Genomic DNA, 18,105 nt, shown 5'->3' on the forward strand with positions numbered 1-18,105 from the left:
AGACAATGCCAGGCAACAATGACAGCCCCGGCCTTCCCCGGCCAAGCCAACCGGACGACGTGACCGCCGAACTCGTCAGGCTGATGCCGAGTGACCTCGTTTTCGTCATGCGATTCATGGGTGAGAGCCAGCACCGTCTGCAAGGCCATTTCCAGGATTTCATCCGGGCCGAGCTTGCCGCCAGCGGCGTCACCACGGAGACGCATCCGATGATCCATCTGTTCGTTGAAAGCCACGCGATCCTGTTGCGCGACTTCGTGTTTTCCGGGGTATCGCTATCGCGCCAGTTTCGCATCGCCGAGATCGAGCATCTTACCGGCGACACCCCGTCCATGATCCGCGTCGACATATGGGATCAACTCAAGAGCCATATCGAAACCGCCGAAAAGCAGTTCCAGAAACAGGTAGACGGCCTGCCGGGATTGCTGTCCGCTTTCGAAAAACCAGCCGAGAAAAAGTGATGAGCGGCGGCACAAGACGCGACGCTGGGCTGGCCGTGCTGGTCGCTCAACGATTGGCTCTCGTCGCCGAAGTCTCGGCGCTCACCGCCGAAGCGCAGCGGCTCAATCAAAAGCTCTCCGGCATCCAGATCGAGGTGCTGCGCCTGGAGCTCGAAATCGGGAAGCATGGCGGCGGCGCTGAACTGGTGCGGGATTTGCATGACGCTGAAGCGAGTGCCGAGGCCATGAGGCAGGCATGCATCGAAAGCGAGGAACGCATCTTGGCAATCGAAGGCAAGGTCGCGGATGTCGACCGCGCGCTTGCCGAAGCAACGAGCGCCATTAGGGGAGACAAGCCGTGAACCAGCAAACAACGCAGAACCTGGCGCTGTTCGACCTGCTGGCACGAAGCTGGCGGCGCCCGGCCGCGGTTGCCGATGTGTGCTTCAGCGCCGATGGCTCCGCCATCGCATTCACATCCGTGGACGGATCCGTCGCAATCGGCAAGGTGGCGGATCAGGAACCGCCGGAGGCAAGGATCCGGGTCAGCGGCGATCTCGGACAGACGACGATCCGGCCCCGCGAGAAGCCGCTCGCACCTTTGATCGCTTCCGCATCGCTTGGGGACGGCGATGTCCCGATCGTCGCTTATCGCAGTTCTGGCTTCCTCGTCGGCACGAGTGCGGGTGAAGCCACGCATTTGGCACCCGACGGCGCGATTGCGCCAACGCCGATCAAGATCGACGGACCGATCCTCGCTATCGCCCATGGTGCCCCGAAGGCCATGACGGCCTTCAGCGATGGACATGATGTGTTCCTGGCGCGCGCCAACGATGAAGTGGTAAGGCTGCGCCAGGCAGCGTCCTCATCGACGCACGCCATCGCGTTCTCGCCGGACGCGAACCGGCTCGCGTTCGATTCCGGCAACGGGCTGTCGATCTGGGCGGTCGACGGCGGTCCCGGGCTCATCAACGAATTTTCCACTCCCTCACGCCCGGCTTCCATCCGCTGGAGCTACGACGGCTCATGGCTGGCCTGCGGACTTGAGACAGGAGGCTTTGGCCTTGTGCGCCTGTCAGATGGCCGATCGGGCGTAGTCGGCGGATTTCCTTCGCCGGTCCGGACCGTGTGCTGGAGCACGCAAGAGAACACGCTGTTTGCGTCCGGCGCATTCCGTATTGCTGGCTGGTCAATGGCTGTCCCGCCATTTGAGCATGCGGCTTCCGGCGCGCTGGAAACGGGTCGTGCGGCACCTGTTCCAGTTGAAACAATGGCGGCGCATCCGGTGAGAAGCCTTATCGCCGCCGGCTACGCCAACGGCCGCATCACAGTCGCCCAGATCGGCTCGCGTGACGAGCTCGTCGTGAAATTTTCAGGCAGCGCGATCACAGCGCTGGCCTGGTCCGGCGATGGACAGCACTTGGCTGTGGGCATGGTGGATGGAACTGCTGCGATCGTCACCTTCCCGGCAATGCTTTTCAAATAGCCAGGGCGAAGCCCGACAACAGGAGGATGGAATGCAAACCGAGCTCACTGCAGAGGAAAAGAGCAAGGACGCCTTTTTCGAACGCCTTGCCAAATTGTCGGAAGAGATGGTTGCCAAGCACGGCAAGGATTTCAGCATGGGGGCGCTGGTGCTGGCCGCGCGGTGGATCGCCGAAAACCGGGCGGGTCCGCTGAAGACCAATTGAATTGCCGATGCGCTCTTGACCCGGCGCGCCCTCAAGAATGGCAGAGCTGTTCGCATGTTGCTGGGCCCGGACCCGCAGGGGCCAACGTGCCACAGCTCGAATCGCCCGCGCTAACGATCAGCATCGACAGTTTGTGATCGGGAACTCAACGGGCAAGATAGCCACCGTCAACCGCCAGGACATGGCCGGTGACGATCTTGGCAGCCGGTGACGCCAGATACAGAACCGCCGCCACCACATCAGCCGTGTCGGCGAAAGCGCGCATCGGCATCAGGTCCAGCAATGTCTTTACGCCGGCCCACAATGAGCCCAAAACGTTTTTGGCCGAGGTCTTCCATCAATTGAATCAAAGATAATGGTAGGCCCGGAGGATGTGTCACGGGTATTGATTTTGCTGGCCTTTTCGTGGGCCAAAGGCATCAATGTCCCGCATTGCCCGACGCCCGTTTCAGCCAGCAGCGATCCACGGCGGATCGCGGTAGTTGTCCCAGGTCGCGCCGATACCGGCGTCGACCGGGATCGCAGCCCCGGTGATGCCATTGGCGATCGGCGACGCGACAAAAGCGATCGCGGAGGCGATATCGCGCGGCGTCAACACCCGGCCGAGCGGATGGCGCGCTGCATAGGAGGCAAGTATCTCGTCGCCGTTCGGCAGTGTTGCTAGGCGGCCCGCAAGCAGCGGCGTGTGCGTCACGCTCGGGCACACGCAATTTACCGTTACACCGTCGCGCGCCAGATCGAGCGCGGCGGCGCGGGCCAAATTGAGGAGCGCGCCCTTGGATGTGCAATACGAAAACATGCCGTGCTCTGCCTGCAGGCCGTCCAGGCTGGACAGCAGCACGATCGCGCCTCGCTTGCGCTGTCGCATGCCGCTGGCGGCCTCGCGCGTGACCAGGAACGAGCCACGCACATTGACGGCCATTACCTGCTCGAAATCCTCGACCGAGGTTTCGAACACCGGACCGCCGGCGCCCAGTATCCCGGCACAGGCAACCGCAACGTCGATCTCGCCGAGCTGTTGGCGCGTCGCCGCGAAGGCATCCACAACCGTTTTCTCGTCGCCTGTATCTCCATTGAAGGCAACGGCCTTGCGCCCAATCTTCCGCACAGCCTCGGCCGTGGCATCGGCCGCGCCGGCGGTCCAATCGAGGACCGCGACATCGGCGCCCAAATCGGCGAGCGTCAGCGCCGTCTCGCGGCCGATCCCGGAGCCGCCACCGGTGACAAACGCAACCTTTCCCTTGTAGGAGAGGCCCGGAAAGGCTTCTCGCGCACTCATGCCTTGACCTTCATCTCGATCGAGCCCTTGTAGGTCGGAGCGCCGCCGCCAGGAAATGTAAGCCGCCACAATCGCCCCGCATAATTGGGCTCTGCGCTGCTAGCCAGGACGCTGGCGTCCGTTACCCAAAGCGTTTCGCCATCGAAGGCAAGATTGGTCGGACAGCCGCCGGTGCGCACGAAGCCCTTCGGCGTGCCATCGCGCGCCAAAACGTGAAACCCTTCGCCAACGAGGTCGGTAACGAGCAGGGAGCCGTCCTTGGCGATCGCCATGCCATCGAGAATGGGATTCTTGCCTGGCATCCTGCCGAGATCTTCAATCGTTCCGTCGGTTTTCAGCCGGCAAACATGGCCGGTGTAGGATTCATCCCACACGATCGAGCCGTCGGCCTCGACGACGACCCCGTTCGGAAACGTTGGCGCGGGAAACGCGACCTTCACGCTGGCCCTGCCGTCCGGCGATAGTGCATAGATGTAGCTCGGATCGGGATTGGCCGGATTATAGGTCCCCGGATCGGTCCAGACCAGTGTGCCATCCGGCCCGAAGACCAGATCGTTCGGCCCATTCATCTTGATGCCGTCGACTTCGCTCACCAGGATTTCCGGCTTGCCGCCTGGCCGCACCCGCTGGATCGACGGCAAGGTCATCTCGGCTGCGCGCCACGGGCCGACCGTGCCGCCGTTCTGGCAAACGTAGAGCGCGCCGTCGGAACCCAGCACGCATGAATTCGGCGCGCCGGTCACGTAGGCGAATTGCCTGGCCTTGCCGTCCTCGCCGACGAGGGTCAGCTGGCTGCGGTAGCTCTCAACGAAGACAACGCTGCCGTCCGGCATCACGGTCGGCCCCTCCGGCCAGCCGAGATCCGAAGTCACAAGTTCCGGCTTGAGATCGTAGTTCATTTGACAGCTCCGGCGGTTATTCCGCGCACAATGTAGCGCTGGACGAAGAGCGAGAAGATGAGGATCGGAATGACCGTGACGACACCCACCGTTGCGGCGATGTTCCAGTCGATCGGACGCTGTGCGCTGACCAGCGTCGCGGCGCCGAGCGAGATGGTCTGGAACGCGCGCGAATCGATGACATACAGCGCGACGAGGAACTCGTTCCAGATGAACAGCGCGCCGAACAGCGCGGCCGTGACGAGGCCGGGCCTGACGATCGGCAGCATGACGTACCAGAGCGCGCTGACGCGCGTGCAGCCGTCGATCAGGGCCGCCTCGTCGATCTCGCCTGGGATCTCGTCGAAGAAGCCGATCATGATCCAAACCACAAGCGGCAGCGAGAAGGCGACGTAGGGCAGGATCAGCCCGGGATAGCTGTCCTGCAGGCCCGCGGCCTTGACCATCAGGAAAAGTGGGATCGCAACCGCGATTGGCGGCATGAAACGCATAGATAGAATGGTGCTGGCAAGGCGCTCGCTGTTCTTGAAGCGCAGCCGCGAAAACGCGTAGGCAGCGGGCGTGCCGATGACAAGCGCGATCGCCGTGGCGATGCTGACCACGATCAGCGAGTTCAACGTAAAGCTCAGCATGCCCTGGCTGAACAGCACCTCGTTGTAGTTTTTGGCCGCCTGCACCCAGGTGAACGTCAGCTTCGGCGGCACCTGCGCCAGGATCTCGATGCGCTTCTTGGTTGACAGCACGACGAGATAAAGGAAGGGTGCTGCGCCGACGACCGCAAGCACGATCAGAAACAGATAGGCGATGATCCTGCCGGGCCGGAACTTCATCGTGAATTCCCTGGCCGCAGCTGAACGTATTGCAGCAGGACCGTAGTGCCGACGGCGAGGATGATCAGCATCATATAGGCGACCGCAGCCGCATAGCCGTAGTTCTGGAACTGGAACCCGTTCTGGAACGAAAAGAAACTCAGCGTCGTGGTGCTGCGCGCTGGACCGCCATAGCTCAGCCCGTAGATCAGATCGAAGGAGCGGAAGGCGTCCACCGCGCGGAAGACGGCGGCAAAGACGATCGCCGGCCTCAACATCGGCAAGGTGATGCGGCGGAAGGTAACGATCGGGCCAGCGCCATCGACCTGCGCCGCTTCGAACACCTCCTGTGGCAGGGCTTGCAGTCGGGCGAAGACGATCATGAACACGAACGGCGTCCATTGCCAGCAGTCGACCATGATGACGGTAACCATCGACATGCTGACCGTACCCAGCCAGTCGGGCGGCGTCAGTCCGACCGCTTTGATGGCCCAATCGACAAGTCCCCAGTCGGGATTGAGCAGTGCCCGCCACATGACGCCGACGACGATTGGCGTCATCAGCATCGGCAAGAGCAGGATGCCGCGCACAATCCACGACCCGCGCAGCTGGAGGTTGAAGAACATGGCGAGCGCAACGCCGAGAACCACCTGGATCGCCACCGACAAGGACACCATGACGGCGCTGTTCCAGGCCGCGTTCCAGAACTGCGGATCAACCAGCAATGCGCGATAATTGTCGAGACCGACGAAATTGCCGGTGCCTGTCGCCGCGGTGAGGTCGGTCAGCGACAGGCGCAGGCTGTGGAACAGCGGATAGATGCTGAAGATGACGAGATAGGCGATGCACGGACCGAGGAGCAGCCATACCGACCTCCCCGGCCTGTCGCGCGTGCCGAACACGAATTTCGCCGACGCCGGCGCAGCAATGCTCATCACTCACTTCCAAACCGACGATCGTGAGCCGATCAGGCGAGATGGCCGGCCTTGCGCAGCATGGCCTCCCACTGCGTCTGTACCTTTTCGCAGGCGGTCTTGGCATCCTGCGTGCCGATCAGCGCGGCGTTGAACTCGACATTCATGATGTCGTTCAACTGGAAGAATTCCGGGATCAGCGAGGTTGGAATGATCTCCGCCGTCGACGCCGCTTTCAGCGCGTCCGGCAGATAGGGTAGCTTGGCAACCAGGTCGGGATCGGTGAACGCCGAGGTGCGGCTGGCGTCGATCTGGTACTTCTCGACCTCGAACTTGTTGAACGCCTTGCTGGTCATCCAGGTCAACGCGAGCCAGGCAGCATCCTTCTTGGCCGGATCGATGTTCTTCGGAATGCCCATGCCCCAGCCGCCCTGAATTGCCCGCGCCGTCTCGCCCGGTTTGGCTGGCACTGGACCGGTGCCCGTCTTGTCCGACACCATCGAATTGTCGCCGTTGAGGATCGGACCGGCGATGGTCGACCAAAAGATCATCTGCGCGATCTTGCCGGTGGAAAAGCCGTCGACGTTCTCGGCAAAGCCGTATTTCGTCACGTTCTTCGGCGCGTAGGGCAGAAGATCGATCAGCATTTGCAGCGCGCCGATGCCTTCGGGCGAATTCACGTTCGGTTTGAAGTTCTTTTCCTTCGGGCTGCCGCTCATCAGCTTGCCGCCCGTGGTGATGAAGCGCGTGTACCAGTCGACGGCGGCGAGCGAGAAATCATTGGCGCCGATGAAGGAACAGCCGGCGACATCGTCCTTGTTGAGCTTCATCGCCGCGTCTTTGAACTCGTCCCAGTTCGTGGCCGGCTTCAGGCCCGCCGCCTCGAACAGATCCTTGCGGTAGAAGTAGATGACCGAGCCGGAATGCAGGCCCGGAATGCCATAGATGTCCTTGCCCTTGCCGACGGTCCCGGATGCCATGTCGAAAATACCGACATTGGACATGGCCGGCGGCAGGAAGTCGGCGACGTCCCAGTCCGGAGGGGTCTTCGACGGATCGTCGATGTAGGAATTGAGCTGCTCGTAATAGCCGGCGCCGACCTGCTGGGTGGTCAGGAAACCGAGATATTCGATGAGCTCGAACGAAGAATGGTCGGCCTTCAGGTTCTGCAGCGTCTTTTCGATCAGCGCGCCCAGCGCCGGAGACGTGATCTCCAGTTCCATGCCGGTGTCTTCCTTGAATTTGTCCAACATGTCGCCCAACGCCCGGTGGTCGTTCTCGTCGCCGGTCATCAGGATGCTGAGCTTGGTGCCGGCATGCTTCTTCCAGTCGAAATCGGCGGCGAGCGCCGGGAAGCCGAAATTGGCGAAGGCGCCGGCGATGCCGAGCATCGCGGCGCGCTGCATCAGATCCCGACGCGTGAGGCCGGCAGCGTCGGCATGGCCGGATTTGGCCTTGGCGAGATGCCTGTTATCCAGTTTTCCATCCATGATTCTCTCTCCCCGGTTTTCTCTTCGCCGCCGGTTTCATTCATCCGGCTTGACGCAACAGTGCATCCGAACAACCCAACAGTCAATCGATTGCTCAAACATATTCGGCGTGATAATTGAGAGCTGTAGTGCAACCGAGCACGGTCCGGAACCATGCGCTTGACAGGCGTTGGGGGCAGCTTCTAGTTGTGTGTCCTGCACGACCCTTGAAGCCGACCAACAAACCCATGGCGCGTCGACAAGCCGAGCCGCCCGCCCGGATCCAATGGGAGGTCTCGATGAGTCTCGGAAGCGTTGTCGTAACGGGAGCCGGCGACGGCATCGGCCATGCCATAGCCGTTCGTCTGGCGGCCGATGGATGGAACGTCGTCGGCCTTGAAATCAACCCCGAAACGGCATCCGACCTGGGCAAGAAGCTGGGCAAGGGACATGGCTGCCTTTGCGGCGACGCCTCCGACCGTGCCGTGCTGAAGAAAGCGCGAGAGGCCGCCGAAAAGCTCGCGCCCCTGCGAGGCTGGGTCAACAATGTCGGTGTCGCACTGATGGGCAATCTGCATGAACCGAAAGACGCCGATGTCGAGCGCGTCTTTGCGGTCAATTTGATGTCGCATTTCTGGGGCTCTTCGGAAGCGATCCAGACATGGGTGAGAGACCGCGTCGCCGGGTCGATCGTCAACGTCTCGTCGGTGCATGGCCGCTCCGCCTTCAACATGTGGGCGGCTTATGACGTCGCCAAGGCCGGCATTGACGCGCTGACCCGCTACATCGCGGTCGAATACGGACCGGTGGGCATTCGAGCCAATGCAGTGGCGCCCGGCGCGGTGCGCACATCGCTCGTGCGGCGGGTTATCCGCGATAGCCCGGACAGCACGCGCGCCGAACGGGAAATGTCCATCCAGCATCCGCTGGAACGCATAGGCGAACCGGAGGAGATAGCGGCGGCGGTGTCATGGCTTATCTCGTCGGAAGCCTCCTTCGTCACCGGCCAGTCTCTCGCGGTCGATGGCGGCCTGACCTCCCGCTGCTATCGTTACGAGCCGGACGCAGCTCTGCTAGAGAGGTACGGGAAGGTCTCGTGAAAACATCGACACCAGCTGCGCCTCCGTCTGCACGTGCCACGCTGAAAGATATAGCGCGCGCAGTCGGCGTTGACGTTTCGACGGTGTCCAAAGTGCTGAACAATGGCGGCATCAGCGTGCGCGCGCAGACCCGTCAGGCTATCCTGGACGAGGCAGGGCGCGTCAACTACCGGCCGCATGCGCTGGCGCGCAATCTGCGCACCCAGCGCACGGGCGCTCTTGGCATACTGCTGCCCGACCTGACCAACCCGGTCTACGCAGAGACCGTGCGCGGTGCGATGCGGCAGGCTGAAAAAGCCGGCTATGTCATGCTGATCGCCGAGGTTGCGGACGAGCAGCGGTCGACGGCGGCCTATCTGAGACTGGTCAGCGAGCGGCGCATCGATGGCCTGATCATCGCGGTGACGGCCGAGAGCCGCGAAATGATCGAGGCGATCGCGAACAATCCGGTGCCGCACGTCTTCGTCAACCGGCGTTCCACGATCGGCAGAAGCGTCACCGTGGACGACCATGCCTCGGGCCGGCTGGCGGCGCGCACGCTCATAGAGGCTGGACACACGAGGCTCGGCTTCATCGGTTCGATGCCGGAACTCGATACCTCGCGACGCCGCCATATTGGCTTCATCGAAACCTGCAAGGCTGCCGGCCTCGGGCCTGCGATCGTCGCCAATGCGCCGGTGTCGCGGCGCGGCGGCTACGACGCCCTGCACCACATCATGAGCGAGCCGGCGCCGCCGACCGGCATCTTCGCCTTCAACATGCTGGTCGGCATCGGCGCGCTGGCAGCGGCGCGCGTACGCGGCATCCAGGTGCCGCGTGACCTTTCGGTTGTCTCTCTGGACGGCGAAGACGCCATCTTCACCGCGCCGCCGCTGACTGCCATCGTCACGCCGCTGAGCGAGATGGGCGCCCGCGCCGTGGTCGAACTTGACGCCATGGTCCATGGCCGCGAGCCGCAGGACGTCGTGATCGACATTGCGCCGCAACTGGTGATGCGCGAATCCGTTGGGCCGCCGCCAAAGATAAAGTCCTAAAGGCGGCGCTCGGCTCCTGCGACGACGCCGCGGTCGTGCAGGCGGCCGATCTCGCCATCACTGATGCCCAGACCTGCTAGGATCTCGTCGGTATGTTCCCCGAGCACCGGCGCACGCATGGCCGGCAGCCGATCCGCCACCGAAAAGTAGAGCGGCGACGCGGGCGTCAGCACCGTCCCGATGCCTGGCGTATCGACGGGTGAGAACAGCGGATTGGCCGGCGAGCAGCGTGGGTCTTCGGCGACGAGTTGCTGGAAACTCTGATATGGCCCCCAGGAGACCCCCGCGGCTGACAGGTCCTTCGTCGCCTCGTCGAAACGACGCGCCGCGAACCACGGCGCTATCGCGTCCGCGATGGCATGGCGGGCAGCGTAGCGTCCTCCCTCGCTGTCAAGATCGGCGCCGGTCGCCGCGGCCAGCGCCTTGGCATCGATACCTGTGGCCTGGACCAGCGACTTCCACTGCCGTTCCGTCAACGCAACGACCATAACCCTCCGACCATCGTTTGTGGCAAAGTCGCGCCCGAACGCGCCAAACAGGAAATTGCCGTCCTTCGCCGCGCTGCCGCCGCGTTCGGCCTGCGCGATACGCCCCAGATGTCCGACGGTGGCAAAAGCGACGTCGGACAAAGCGAGCTTTACCAGCGAACCCTCGCCTGTGCGGCTGCGGTGTCTGTCGGCGGCAAGCAGACCAACCGCGGCGAGTTCGCCCATCGCGATATCCCAGGCCGGCAGCACGCCATTGGTGGGGCCGCAAGACCCAGGCAAACCCGTGATGTCGGGGAACCCCGTGGCGACATTGACCGTATAGTCCACCTCGCTCGACCCGTCGGCGTTGCCGCTCAAGGCGACCATGATGAGATCGGTCCGCCGTGCCTTCAATGCCTCGTAGGACAATGCTCCGCGCGCCGCGAAATTGGTAAGATAGAAGCCTTGATCAGTGCCGGGCCTGGTTATCAGCGCGGCGACGATCTCCTGCCCTTCCTCGGAACGCAGGTCGATCTGGATCGAGCGTTTGCCCTTGTTCATGCCGGCCCAGAACAGGCTTTGTGCGCTATCCGTCACCGGCCATCGGCGATAATCTAGTCCGCCGCCGATTTGGTCATAGCGGATGACATCGGCGCCAAGCTGCGCCAGCGTCATTCCTCCAAGCGGCGCCGCGACGAAGGCCGAGCCTTCGACCACGGACATGCCGCTCAGGATGGCTCGCGTCATGCAAACAGCCCTACCAACCGCCAGTCGAGCACGTCCGACGTCTCACTGGCACCGTCGGTCGACCGGACCTTGCAGCGAAGATGCGCCAGTCCGCCGCCGCCAGGCAGCGGCTGGCAGCGTTCGACGATGACCTGCGAATGCAGCGTATCGCCCTCATGCACCGGGCCGAGATGGTCGCAGTCATGCCAGGCAAGGATGGTCACCAGGCCGGGGAAGACGCGCGTGATTTGTGCGGCGGCGATGCCGATCGTGTGGCCGCCATAGACCAGACGCTGTCCGCCTGCTGCGATACGGTCGTGATGGATGACCGCCAGATTCATGGTCAGCCTGGCCAGTTCCGGAGCGCTGCTGACGACGTCGCCTCCGGCAAGATCGTGCACTGAACCCGCTTCGAGGTCATCAAAATGCGGACCGTGCGTGGCATCGCGAAAAGCGTCAAGATTCCAGCCTGATACCGCTTCCAACAGTTGCGTCTGGGTGAAATCGGATTTCGGCAGCTCCGTCTGGCCTTGCGCCGCCACAGCATCGGCCGAGCGCGCGGGCAGCATGGCGCAACGGCAGAAATCGAGGATCGGACGCTGCTCCTGATCGACCGTCGCGATGCGCATGGCAACAAGTCCGCGCGGTGGGCGGCCAGGTTTTGCCGATGCCGGACGCAAGCCAATGACGGTCGTGGATGTCGTCAGGCTGTCGCCGATCGCCGGTGCGCGGCGGAACACCAAACCACGATAGAACAGGTTCGCGACGGCGCGTTGGGTGACAAGCGTCGATTGTCCTATGGCGATATCCCACACGAAAGCCGGCGCGGCAAACGGCGATGCCTGCCCCGTCACGGCCTCGGACAGCCTGGCATCGAAGGCCAACCGCAGGCGTCCGCCGACGATTGCGTGGTGGACGGCGGCCAGACCTTCCGTCAGCCGCATCGTCGGCGCGCTGTCGAAGCGGTCGCCGATCGCGAGATCGTCGAAAAGCGGGCCGTCGAAGCCTATGTCGGAACGCGTGCCCATTCTGCTCCGGCCTGCGCCGACAAAGGGCGCCAGCAGTCGATAAAATCGCCGCCGGATATCGTCTCCGGCAGCGTGCGGTCAGAAATTCCTTCCGACGCAGGCTGCTTTGCAGCGACCTGCGTCACCAAAACGGCCAGGTCAATTCGACCAAAACAAATGGCGCTGATCGCCGCCTGCAGAGTAAGCGCCGACATGCGCCATGATCTCACCGAGTTCCGGCGCCGGCGAATCCAGCACCTCCGCCGTCGCCGTTTCTACCGCCTCGCGCACTTCGGTCTTGAGCGAATCGAGGCCGCCCGCCGCCAACAGCGTCTCGGCGGTCAGGCGCTCGGCGAAGATGTCGATCGGGTCGCGCTTCAGCCAGGCGTCGAGTTCGCCGGCCGGCCGGTAGGTCGCCGGGTCCGAGCGGGAATGGCCGGAATAGCGGTATGTCTTCATCTCGACCAGCGAAGGTCCTTCCCCGCGGCGCGCCCGCGCAACGGCCGTCGCCATCGCTTCCGCAACCTTGTCGGCGTCCTGCCCGTCGACGATGACCCCTGGCATGTTGTAGCTGGCGGCGCGTATCGCGATGTCCTCGACCGGCGTCGACAGCTGGATGCGCGTATATTCGCCGTACAGATTGTTTTCGCAGACGAAGACCACGGGCAGCTTCTGGATCGCGGCGAAATTCAGCGATTCATGGAAGGCCCCGATATTGGCCGAGCCGTCGCCGAAGATGGCGACCGCGACGCGGTCCGTGCCGCGCGCGCGCGCCGCCAGCGCGGCGCCGCAGGCGATCGGCAGGCCGGCGCCGATGATGGCCGCCGTGGGCAGCAGTCCGATCGCCGGCTCGACAAGGTGCATCGATCCGCCAACCCCGCCGGCACAGCCGATGACGCGGCCGCAGATCTCGCCGATGACGCCCGCAGGCGTTAGGCCCAATGCCAACGCATGGCCGTGGCCGCGATAAGTGCAGGTGACGATGTCGTCGGGGTCGATCGAGCGTGCGATGCCGACCGACACGCCTTCCTGGCCGCTCGCCAGATGCGTGCTGCCGCGCACGTGGCCTTCCGCGAACAGCTTCTGAATGCGTTCCTCGACGAAGCGGATCTCGATCATCCGGCGAAGTTGCTCCAGCCTGTCGTCGAGGGCTTCCCGGCGCGCCAGCGGCGAGTTGGAATTGGAGAGCGTCATGCTGCGTTCCTCCACCAGGGCATTGGCGTTTTGTTGGTCGACACCAGGGCGGACACCTGCTCGGCGACGTAGGCCGCGCTGGGCAGAAAGCGCGCTTCCAGCTTGCCGCTGTAGGGCACCGGCGCATCGGGCAAGGTGATGCGGTGCGGCGGCGCCTTCAGCGAACCGAAGGCCTCGACAGCGACGGAAGACACCACTTCGGCGCCCCAGCCGTTGCCGGCGGTGGCCTCTTCGAGCGTCACCAGACGACCGGTTCTTGAAACCGATTCCATGATCGTATCGCGGTCCCACGGCCACAGCGTCAGCATATCGATCACCTCGATGTCGGCGCTGCTGTTTTCGGCGGCTTCCTTGGCCACCCGCACCATCGCCCCGCAGGCGAGCAGCGTCGCATCCTTGCCCGCCTTGACGATCTCGGCCTTGCCGAGCGGGATGCGGTAGCTGCTGTCGAATTCGTATTCCTCGCGTTCAGCGTAGAGAATACGTGGTTCGAGCACGACCACCGGATCCGGATCCTCGATCGCCGAGCGCAGCAAGCCGTAGGTCGTGCGGGCGTTGCTGGTGACGCACACCTTGAGGCCCGGGGTACCGCGGAACCAGTGGTCGAGCATCTGCGAATGCTGGCAGCCAAAACCCTGCCCGGCGCCGGCCGAAGCGCGCACCACCAGCGGCGTCGTCAGTTTGCCGCGCGAAAGATAGCGCATCGTCGCCGCCTGCGTCGTCAATTGGTCGAGAGCCACGCCGATGAATTCGATGAACATCATCTCGACGATCGGCTTGAGCCCGCAGACAGCGGCACCGACGGCGGCCCCCATGAAGGCCATTTCCGAGATCGGCGTGTCGATGACACGCTGCGGACCGTGCACGGCGAGCAGACCCTCCGTCACCTTGAACGGGCCGCCCGCGGCCGCAATGTCTTCCCCCATCATGATGACGGTCGGATCTTCCGTCATCGCATCATCGAGGGCCCTGAGGACCGCTTGCCGAACCCATATCTTAGCCAAGGCGAAATTCTCCCAATACGCAGGTCGGATGGTTGGTGCAGGCTTGCGAAGCTAGCGCAGGCAACGAAATTTGGAAACGTTTTTATTTGATCGGGATCACTCCGGCTTATAGCTCCCGAAGGCTTGCGCCGATTGGATCAGTTCGACGCGGAAACCGTCTGGATCGATGAGATAAACCGCCTTGCCGCCCTTGTTCGGACCGATCGTCGGCGTGACCGGGGCGGAGACCGATTTCACGCCTTTGGCCACCAGCTCCTCGTAGAGGCTCAACAGGTCGTCGACGTTGAACGCAATGTGGCCATTGCCGATGTTGCCGTTGCGCATGTCGACCCGGACCTGTTCGATATTGCGGTATTCGAGCAGCTCGAGGCATACATCCGTGCCCGGCAGCCGAAGAATGGCGCCGTGCAGATCCACGCTCGGATAGCCGACAAGCTCGCCGATGTATTCGGCCTGCGGGTTCCATTGGAAGGCCAGCTCGAAGCCCAGTATGTCGCGATAGAAGGCGATCGAGCGTTCGAGCGAGCGCACGGTGAATCCGGTATGATGGGCTTTGGTGATCCTTGCCAAGTCAGCCTCCGGCCGGTGGTCGGCCTATGCGTTCGGTGTTCATGCCGTTAGATATCCGTCGTCGCACATGACGATGTGCCCGGTGACGAGTTCGGACGCATCGCTCGCCAGAAACACGGCCGTTCCGATCAACTCGCGCGGCAGCCCGAGCCGGGGCCGCAGCATGCGCGCCTTGATGAAATCCGCCGTGATCGACGAGCGGGAAGCCGCGGCCTTGGTGAGCGGCGATTCCATCAGCGTCGGACCGATGCCGTTGACGCGCACGCCGCGGTCTCGCCACTCCAGCGCCAGTGCCTTGGTCATCTGCAGCACGCCGCCCTTGGAGGCCAGATAGGCGCTGGCCCAGGGATAAGCGTTGAACGAGCCGATCGAGGCGAGGTTGATGATGCTGCCCCTGCCCTGCGCCAGCATCACATTGCCGAAAGCCTGGCAGCAGAAGTAGGTTCCCTTGAGGTTGAGATCGAGGATGAAGTTGAACTTGTCCTCCGGAAACTCCTCGGCTGGACTGCGGAAGGCGGAGCCGGCGCTGTTCACCAGAATATCGACGCTGCCATGGTCCGCTTTGACTTTCCTGGCGAGGTCGAAGCAGCGATCCCGCTTGGTGACGTCGAGTTCGGCAGCGACGGCCTTGCCGCCCTGCTCGGTGATCGTCGCCAGCGTCGCCGCCATTCCCGCGGCGTTGATATCGGCGAGCACGACAGTGACGCCGAGTTGCGCATAACCGATCGCGATCGCCGCGCCCAGCCCGCTGCCGGCGCCGGTGACGACGGCGACGCGGCCAGAAATGTCGAAAAGACCTGCCGTATAGTTCGCGGGTACTGTGATCTCATCGTCCGCCATGACAGCTCTCGCCTGTACCGGTGCGTTCCTACTGCAGGATGTTGTCTGGATCCTGGTGCGGCTGGCTCAGGCACCACGCCTTGTCGATCATCTTGCCGAATCCCGGCCCCTGCGGCAGCGGCTTCATCAGTCCGCCTGCCATGATCTGCGGCTGCGCGAGGGCATCGTCATAAGGGTGCACCCCTGTCCACGGCACGCCCCATTCGATCGGCTTGTCGTCGAAGCCCCAGGCGCTGAACACCTGACTGTGGGTATGCGGGAACATGTGCGGGCCGAAATCGACGCCCGCCGCGAGGCACTCGTCGATGACGGCGCGGCCGCCGGTGATACCCCCCATGCAGGTCAGGTCGACGCGAACGCGATCGACGGACCCAGCCATGATCAGGGCTTCCGGGTAGTAGGAGCCACCCTGTTCATCGCCCTGCCAGATCGGCATGGGAACGCGCTTGCGGAGCGCCGCGAGCATGCCGGCATTGCCGGGCGGGAAAATGTCTTCGATGCAGCCCATGTCGATGTCGGCGATGCTGTCGGCGTAGGCGGCTGCCTCGTCGACGGTCTTGAACATCCAGACAAGATCGGTGCCGAGCCAGGCATCGGGTGCCGCGTTGCGCACCGCGCGCAGCCGCGCGGCCGACAGCTCCCAGGTAGCCGCCATCGGGGCTTTGAAGCGTCGCCATCCTTTGGCGTAGAAATCAGCCGCCTGCGCGCCGGTCTTGTCCGGCGGCATGATCGCGGGCGGATAGCCGATGATGCAGGTTGCAGGCATCGGCTTCACCTTGCCGCCGAGGAACTCGGCGATCGACTTGTCGGCGATCTTCGCGGCCGCGTCCCAGGCGGCGAGGTCGACGATCGAAAGCGCCCGCAGACCAACGCCGGCGCTATGCGAACCATAGGTGCGTCCCTTCGCGGTCCGGAAGGTCGCTTCGCGGTCGGCGATGTCGGTGCCGGCATAGACCGGAGCGATGCTCTTGCGGATCTGCTCGGCGACGGCGCCGTCGCGCGTCAGCGTGAACGCCCACCCCTCGTGCCCCGACGACGTGCGTATCCGCACCGTGGCGAATTCGCGCATCTTCATGACCCAGTCGCCGAAAATCACCGGCGCCGGCAGCTGAGCCTGAATGGTGGCTACGCTGACGTCGACAACAGTAGAAGGACTAGGCATTCCATCCCCTCCCAAGGGCCCGGCCGAGCCGGGAATTTGCCGCCACCATAACGACGCATTTTTGCTCGGTCAACCGATTGATTGCCGTTAGTCAAACGATTGACACGGTTTTCGCGATTGCCTAGTCTCGACTTCCGTTCACGGGTCCAAGGGCATTTTGCGGCCCTTGTTTCAGGTACCGGTTCGGCATCATCGGCGCGCGGTCCCAACCGGGATCGCGGCACGAATTTTGAGGCGACGAAGAGTTTCTGGATGGGGTCGATCGGTCTTCGCAAGGTTGGTAAGCTCTACGGCCCGGTGCAGGCCCTGAAGGATGTCAACCTGGAAATACGCGACGGCGAATTTGTTGTCTTCGTCGGACCTTCCGGCTGCGGAAAATCCACGTTGCTGAGAATGATCGCCGGGCTTGAATCGGTCACGTCGGGAGAGATCAGCATCAATGGCAAGACCATGAACGACGTGTCGCCACGCGACCGCGACATCGCGATGGTTTTCCAGAACTATGCGCTTTACCCCCAGATGACCGTGCGCGAGAACATCGCTTTCGCGCTGGAACTGCGCAAGACGCCGAAGTCGGAGATCGATAAACGGGTTGCCGAAGCCGCCCGCATCCTCGACCTGTCGGACTTGCTCGACCGCAAGCCGCGCGAACTCTCAGGCGGCCAGCGTCAGCGCGTCGCCATGGGCCGCGCCATCGTCCGCAATCCGGAAGCGTTCCTGCTTGACGAGCCGCTCTCCAACCTCGACGCCAAGCTGCGCGTGCAATTGCGGGCCGAGCTGTCGCGTCTGCACACAAGGCTTGGCGTCACGACGATCCACGTTACCCATGACCAGGTCGAGGCGATGACGCTCGGCAGCCGCGTCGCCGTATTCTCGCGCGGAACGCTGCAACAATACGACACGCCGCACGCGCTGTACCACGCACCGGCCAACATATTCGTCGCCGGCTTCATCGGCAGCCCTGCCATGAACTTCCTCGAAGCAAAGGTCATCGAGACGCAAGCCGATGCTCTCGTTGTATCTATCGGCGATCGGCAGGTCAGCGTGCGACCAAAGGTGAAAGAACCTGGGCTCGCGGCCGGCGACACCGTCATACTTGGCATCAGGCCCGAGCATTTGTCCTGGCAGCCTGCCGGCAGCGGCGCCGGCATTCCGGCCAAGGTCGAGTTGGTCGAACAACTGGAGCCGGAATCGTTCATCGCGGTATCGCCCGCAAGCACCTCGGTCATCATCCGGACAGCCGACGACTACGCCCGCGGCGCGGTTGTCGATCCGGCGGAGTTGGTCCGTATCGACGCCCGGCTTCTCGTGCTGCGCGTCGGAGCCAGCCGCGTGCCGGCACGCGAAACCAGCCTCGAACTCGTCGTCGACGGCGAGCGGATCCACCTTTTCGATAGCAGCACGGGCAAGGCGTTGTGATAGGGAGGAAAGCCATTCTGATTTTGCTGGGAATTACGGCCGGCGGTCGCGGTTTGCACGCCGTCTTCCGTTTCCAGGGCA

20 protein-coding genes are annotated in these 18,105 nt (G+C 63.4%); 7 read left to right on the forward strand and 13 right to left on the reverse strand.

Annotated features, from left to right (window positions below; translation table 11 throughout):
* Positions 1 to 5 precede the first annotated feature (5 nt).
* The 4 genes from FJ414_RS01120 to FJ414_RS31300 are packed head-to-tail and all read left to right on the forward strand — an operon-like array spanning position 6 to position 2,131.
* Positions 6 to 461 (forward strand): hypothetical protein, encoded by a 456-nt coding sequence (locus tag FJ414_RS01120; RefSeq protein ID WP_140640428.1) that lies wholly within the window; start codon positions 6 to 8, stop codon positions 459 to 461.
* Positions 461 to 802: a hypothetical protein gene (locus FJ414_RS01125; protein ID WP_140640430.1), complete on the forward strand. Its 342-nt coding sequence runs from the start codon at positions 461 to 463 to the stop codon at positions 800 to 802. Before FJ414_RS01120 ends, FJ414_RS01125 begins: the two co-directional genes overlap by 1 nt.
* The gene (locus FJ414_RS01130) at positions 799 to 1,926 is read left to right on the forward strand and encodes a WD40 repeat domain-containing protein (protein WP_140640432.1); all 1,128 of its coding nucleotides are present in this window, start codon (positions 799 to 801) and stop codon (positions 1,924 to 1,926) included. Before FJ414_RS01125 ends, FJ414_RS01130 begins: the two co-directional genes overlap by 4 nt.
* Before the next feature lie 31 nt (positions 1,927 to 1,957).
* Complete coding sequence (locus FJ414_RS31300) at positions 1,958 to 2,131, forward strand: hypothetical protein (protein ID WP_181167035.1); 174 nt, start codon at positions 1,958 to 1,960, stop codon at positions 2,129 to 2,131.
* A 145-nt stretch (positions 2,132 to 2,276) separates the two neighbouring features.
* On the opposite strand, the gene FJ414_RS01135 is transcribed toward FJ414_RS31300, so the two are convergent.
* From FJ414_RS01135 to FJ414_RS01160, 6 genes are all read right to left on the reverse strand, one after another.
* Positions 2,277 to 2,414: an SDR family oxidoreductase gene (locus tag FJ414_RS01135; protein ID WP_140640434.1), complete on the reverse strand. Its 138-nt coding sequence runs from the start codon at positions 2,412 to 2,414 to the stop codon at positions 2,277 to 2,279.
* 165 nt (positions 2,415 to 2,579) lie between these two features.
* A complete protein-coding gene (locus tag FJ414_RS01140) occupies positions 2,580 to 3,479 on the reverse strand; it encodes an SDR family oxidoreductase (protein WP_140640436.1) in 900 nt (299 codons plus the stop codon).
* Positions 3,407 to 4,309 (reverse strand): SMP-30/gluconolactonase/LRE family protein, encoded by a 903-nt coding sequence (locus FJ414_RS01145; protein ID WP_140640438.1) that lies wholly within the window; start codon positions 4,307 to 4,309, stop codon positions 3,407 to 3,409. The genes FJ414_RS01140 and FJ414_RS01145 overlap by 73 nt, the downstream gene beginning before the upstream one ends.
* Entirely contained in the window at positions 4,306 to 5,139 is an 834-nt protein-coding gene (locus FJ414_RS01150; RefSeq protein ID WP_140640440.1) for a carbohydrate ABC transporter permease, read from the reverse strand. The genes FJ414_RS01145 and FJ414_RS01150 overlap by 4 nt, the downstream gene beginning before the upstream one ends.
* Positions 5,136 to 6,053: a sugar ABC transporter permease gene (locus FJ414_RS01155; RefSeq protein ID WP_140640442.1), complete on the reverse strand. Its 918-nt coding sequence runs from the start codon at positions 6,051 to 6,053 to the stop codon at positions 5,136 to 5,138. Before FJ414_RS01155 ends, FJ414_RS01150 begins: the two co-directional genes overlap by 4 nt.
* A 32-nt stretch (positions 6,054 to 6,085) precedes the next feature.
* Positions 6,086 to 7,522 carry an extracellular solute-binding protein gene (locus FJ414_RS01160; RefSeq protein ID WP_140640444.1) on the reverse strand — a complete coding sequence of 479 codons (1,437 nt, stop codon included), beginning with the start codon at positions 7,520 to 7,522 and terminating at the stop codon, positions 6,086 to 6,088.
* Between the two features lie 278 nt (positions 7,523 to 7,800).
* On the opposite strand from FJ414_RS01160, the gene FJ414_RS01165 reads away from it, so the two are divergent.
* Both FJ414_RS01165 and FJ414_RS01170 read left to right on the forward strand, forming a co-directional pair.
* Positions 7,801 to 8,601, forward strand: a complete 801-nt coding sequence (locus FJ414_RS01165) for an SDR family oxidoreductase (protein ID WP_140640446.1) — start codon at positions 7,801 to 7,803, stop codon at positions 8,599 to 8,601.
* Positions 8,598 to 9,635, forward strand: a complete 1,038-nt coding sequence (locus FJ414_RS01170) for a LacI family DNA-binding transcriptional regulator (protein WP_181181484.1) — start codon at positions 8,598 to 8,600, stop codon at positions 9,633 to 9,635. Before FJ414_RS01165 ends, FJ414_RS01170 begins: the two co-directional genes overlap by 4 nt.
* Here FJ414_RS01170 and FJ414_RS01175 read toward each other — a convergent pair.
* From FJ414_RS01175 to FJ414_RS01205, 7 genes are all read right to left on the reverse strand, one after another.
* Positions 9,632 to 10,849, reverse strand: coding sequence for a CoA transferase (locus FJ414_RS01175; protein ID WP_140640450.1), 1,218 nt, complete (start codon positions 10,847 to 10,849; stop codon positions 9,632 to 9,634). The genes FJ414_RS01170 and FJ414_RS01175 overlap by 4 nt on opposite strands.
* Positions 10,846 to 11,856 (reverse strand): MaoC family dehydratase, encoded by a 1,011-nt coding sequence (locus FJ414_RS01180; RefSeq protein WP_140640452.1) that lies wholly within the window; start codon positions 11,854 to 11,856, stop codon positions 10,846 to 10,848. The genes FJ414_RS01175 and FJ414_RS01180 overlap by 4 nt, the downstream gene beginning before the upstream one ends.
* 138 nt (positions 11,857 to 11,994) lie before the next feature.
* Entirely contained in the window at positions 11,995 to 13,029 is a 1,035-nt protein-coding gene (locus FJ414_RS01185) for a thiamine pyrophosphate-dependent dehydrogenase E1 component subunit alpha (RefSeq protein WP_140640454.1), read from the reverse strand.
* Complete coding sequence (locus tag FJ414_RS01190) at positions 13,026 to 14,033, reverse strand: transketolase C-terminal domain-containing protein (RefSeq protein WP_140640456.1); 1,008 nt, start codon at positions 14,031 to 14,033, stop codon at positions 13,026 to 13,028. Before FJ414_RS01190 ends, FJ414_RS01185 begins: the two co-directional genes overlap by 4 nt.
* A gap of 96 nt (positions 14,034 to 14,129) precedes the next feature.
* On the reverse strand, positions 14,130 to 14,603 hold the full coding sequence (locus tag FJ414_RS01195) for a VOC family protein (RefSeq protein WP_140640458.1): 474 nt from the start codon (positions 14,601 to 14,603) through the stop codon (positions 14,130 to 14,132).
* Positions 14,604 to 14,642: 39 nt separating this feature from the next.
* A complete protein-coding gene (locus tag FJ414_RS01200; protein WP_140640460.1) occupies positions 14,643 to 15,443 on the reverse strand; it encodes an SDR family oxidoreductase in 801 nt (266 codons plus the stop codon).
* A gap of 28 nt (positions 15,444 to 15,471) precedes the next feature.
* A complete protein-coding gene (locus tag FJ414_RS01205; protein ID WP_140640462.1) occupies positions 15,472 to 16,605 on the reverse strand; it encodes an enolase C-terminal domain-like protein in 1,134 nt (377 codons plus the stop codon).
* A gap of 252 nt (positions 16,606 to 16,857) precedes the next feature.
* Here FJ414_RS01205 and ugpC point away from each other — a divergent pair, with 252 nt between their 5' ends.
* Entirely contained in the window at positions 16,858 to 18,024 is a 1,167-nt protein-coding gene (gene ugpC / locus FJ414_RS01210) for a sn-glycerol-3-phosphate ABC transporter ATP-binding protein UgpC (RefSeq protein WP_140640464.1), read from the forward strand.
* The last annotated feature ends 81 nt before the right edge of the window (positions 18,025 to 18,105 follow it).

Origin of the sequence: Mesorhizobium sp. B3-1-6, assembly GCF_006439555.1 — a bacterium.
GTDB lineage: Bacteria > Pseudomonadota > Alphaproteobacteria > Rhizobiales > Rhizobiaceae > Mesorhizobium.

What these genes read in the sequence shown, in the direction of transcription:
- FJ414_RS01120 (WP_140640428.1), top strand. Translation starts at nt 6, where the DNA reads ATGCCAGGCAACAATGACAGCCCCGGCCTTCCCCGGCCAAGCCAACCG.
- FJ414_RS01125 (WP_140640430.1), top strand. Translation starts at nt 461, where the DNA reads ATGAGCGGCGGCACAAGACGCGACGCTGGGCTGGCCGTGCTGGTCGCT.
- FJ414_RS31300 (WP_181167035.1), top strand. Translation starts at nt 1,958, where the DNA reads ATGCAAACCGAGCTCACTGCAGAGGAAAAGAGCAAGGACGCCTTTTTC.
- FJ414_RS01145 (WP_140640438.1), bottom strand. Translation starts at nt 4,309, where the DNA reads ATGAACTACGATCTCAAGCCGGAACTTGTGACTTCGGATCTCGGCTGG.
- FJ414_RS01150 (WP_140640440.1), bottom strand. Translation starts at nt 5,139, where the DNA reads ATGAAGTTCCGGCCCGGCAGGATCATCGCCTATCTGTTTCTGATCGTG.
- FJ414_RS01155 (WP_140640442.1), bottom strand. Translation starts at nt 6,053, where the DNA reads ATGAGCATTGCTGCGCCGGCGTCGGCGAAATTCGTGTTCGGCACGCGC.
- FJ414_RS01160 (WP_140640444.1), bottom strand. Translation starts at nt 7,522, where the DNA reads ATGGATGGAAAACTGGATAACAGGCATCTCGCCAAGGCCAAATCCGGC.
- FJ414_RS01165 (WP_140640446.1), top strand. Translation starts at nt 7,801, where the DNA reads ATGAGTCTCGGAAGCGTTGTCGTAACGGGAGCCGGCGACGGCATCGGC.
- FJ414_RS01175 (WP_140640450.1), bottom strand. Translation starts at nt 10,849, where the DNA reads ATGACGCGAGCCATCCTGAGCGGCATGTCCGTGGTCGAAGGCTCGGCC.
- FJ414_RS01180 (WP_140640452.1), bottom strand. Translation starts at nt 11,856, where the DNA reads ATGGGCACGCGTTCCGACATAGGCTTCGACGGCCCGCTTTTCGACGAT.
- FJ414_RS01185 (WP_140640454.1), bottom strand. Translation starts at nt 13,029, where the DNA reads ATGACGCTCTCCAATTCCAACTCGCCGCTGGCGCGCCGGGAAGCCCTC.
- FJ414_RS01200 (WP_140640460.1), bottom strand. Translation starts at nt 15,443, where the DNA reads ATGGCGGACGATGAGATCACAGTACCCGCGAACTATACGGCAGGTCTT.
- FJ414_RS01205 (WP_140640462.1), bottom strand. Translation starts at nt 16,605, where the DNA reads ATGCCTAGTCCTTCTACTGTTGTCGACGTCAGCGTAGCCACCATTCAG.
- ugpC (WP_140640464.1), top strand. Translation starts at nt 16,858, where the DNA reads ATGGGGTCGATCGGTCTTCGCAAGGTTGGTAAGCTCTACGGCCCGGTG.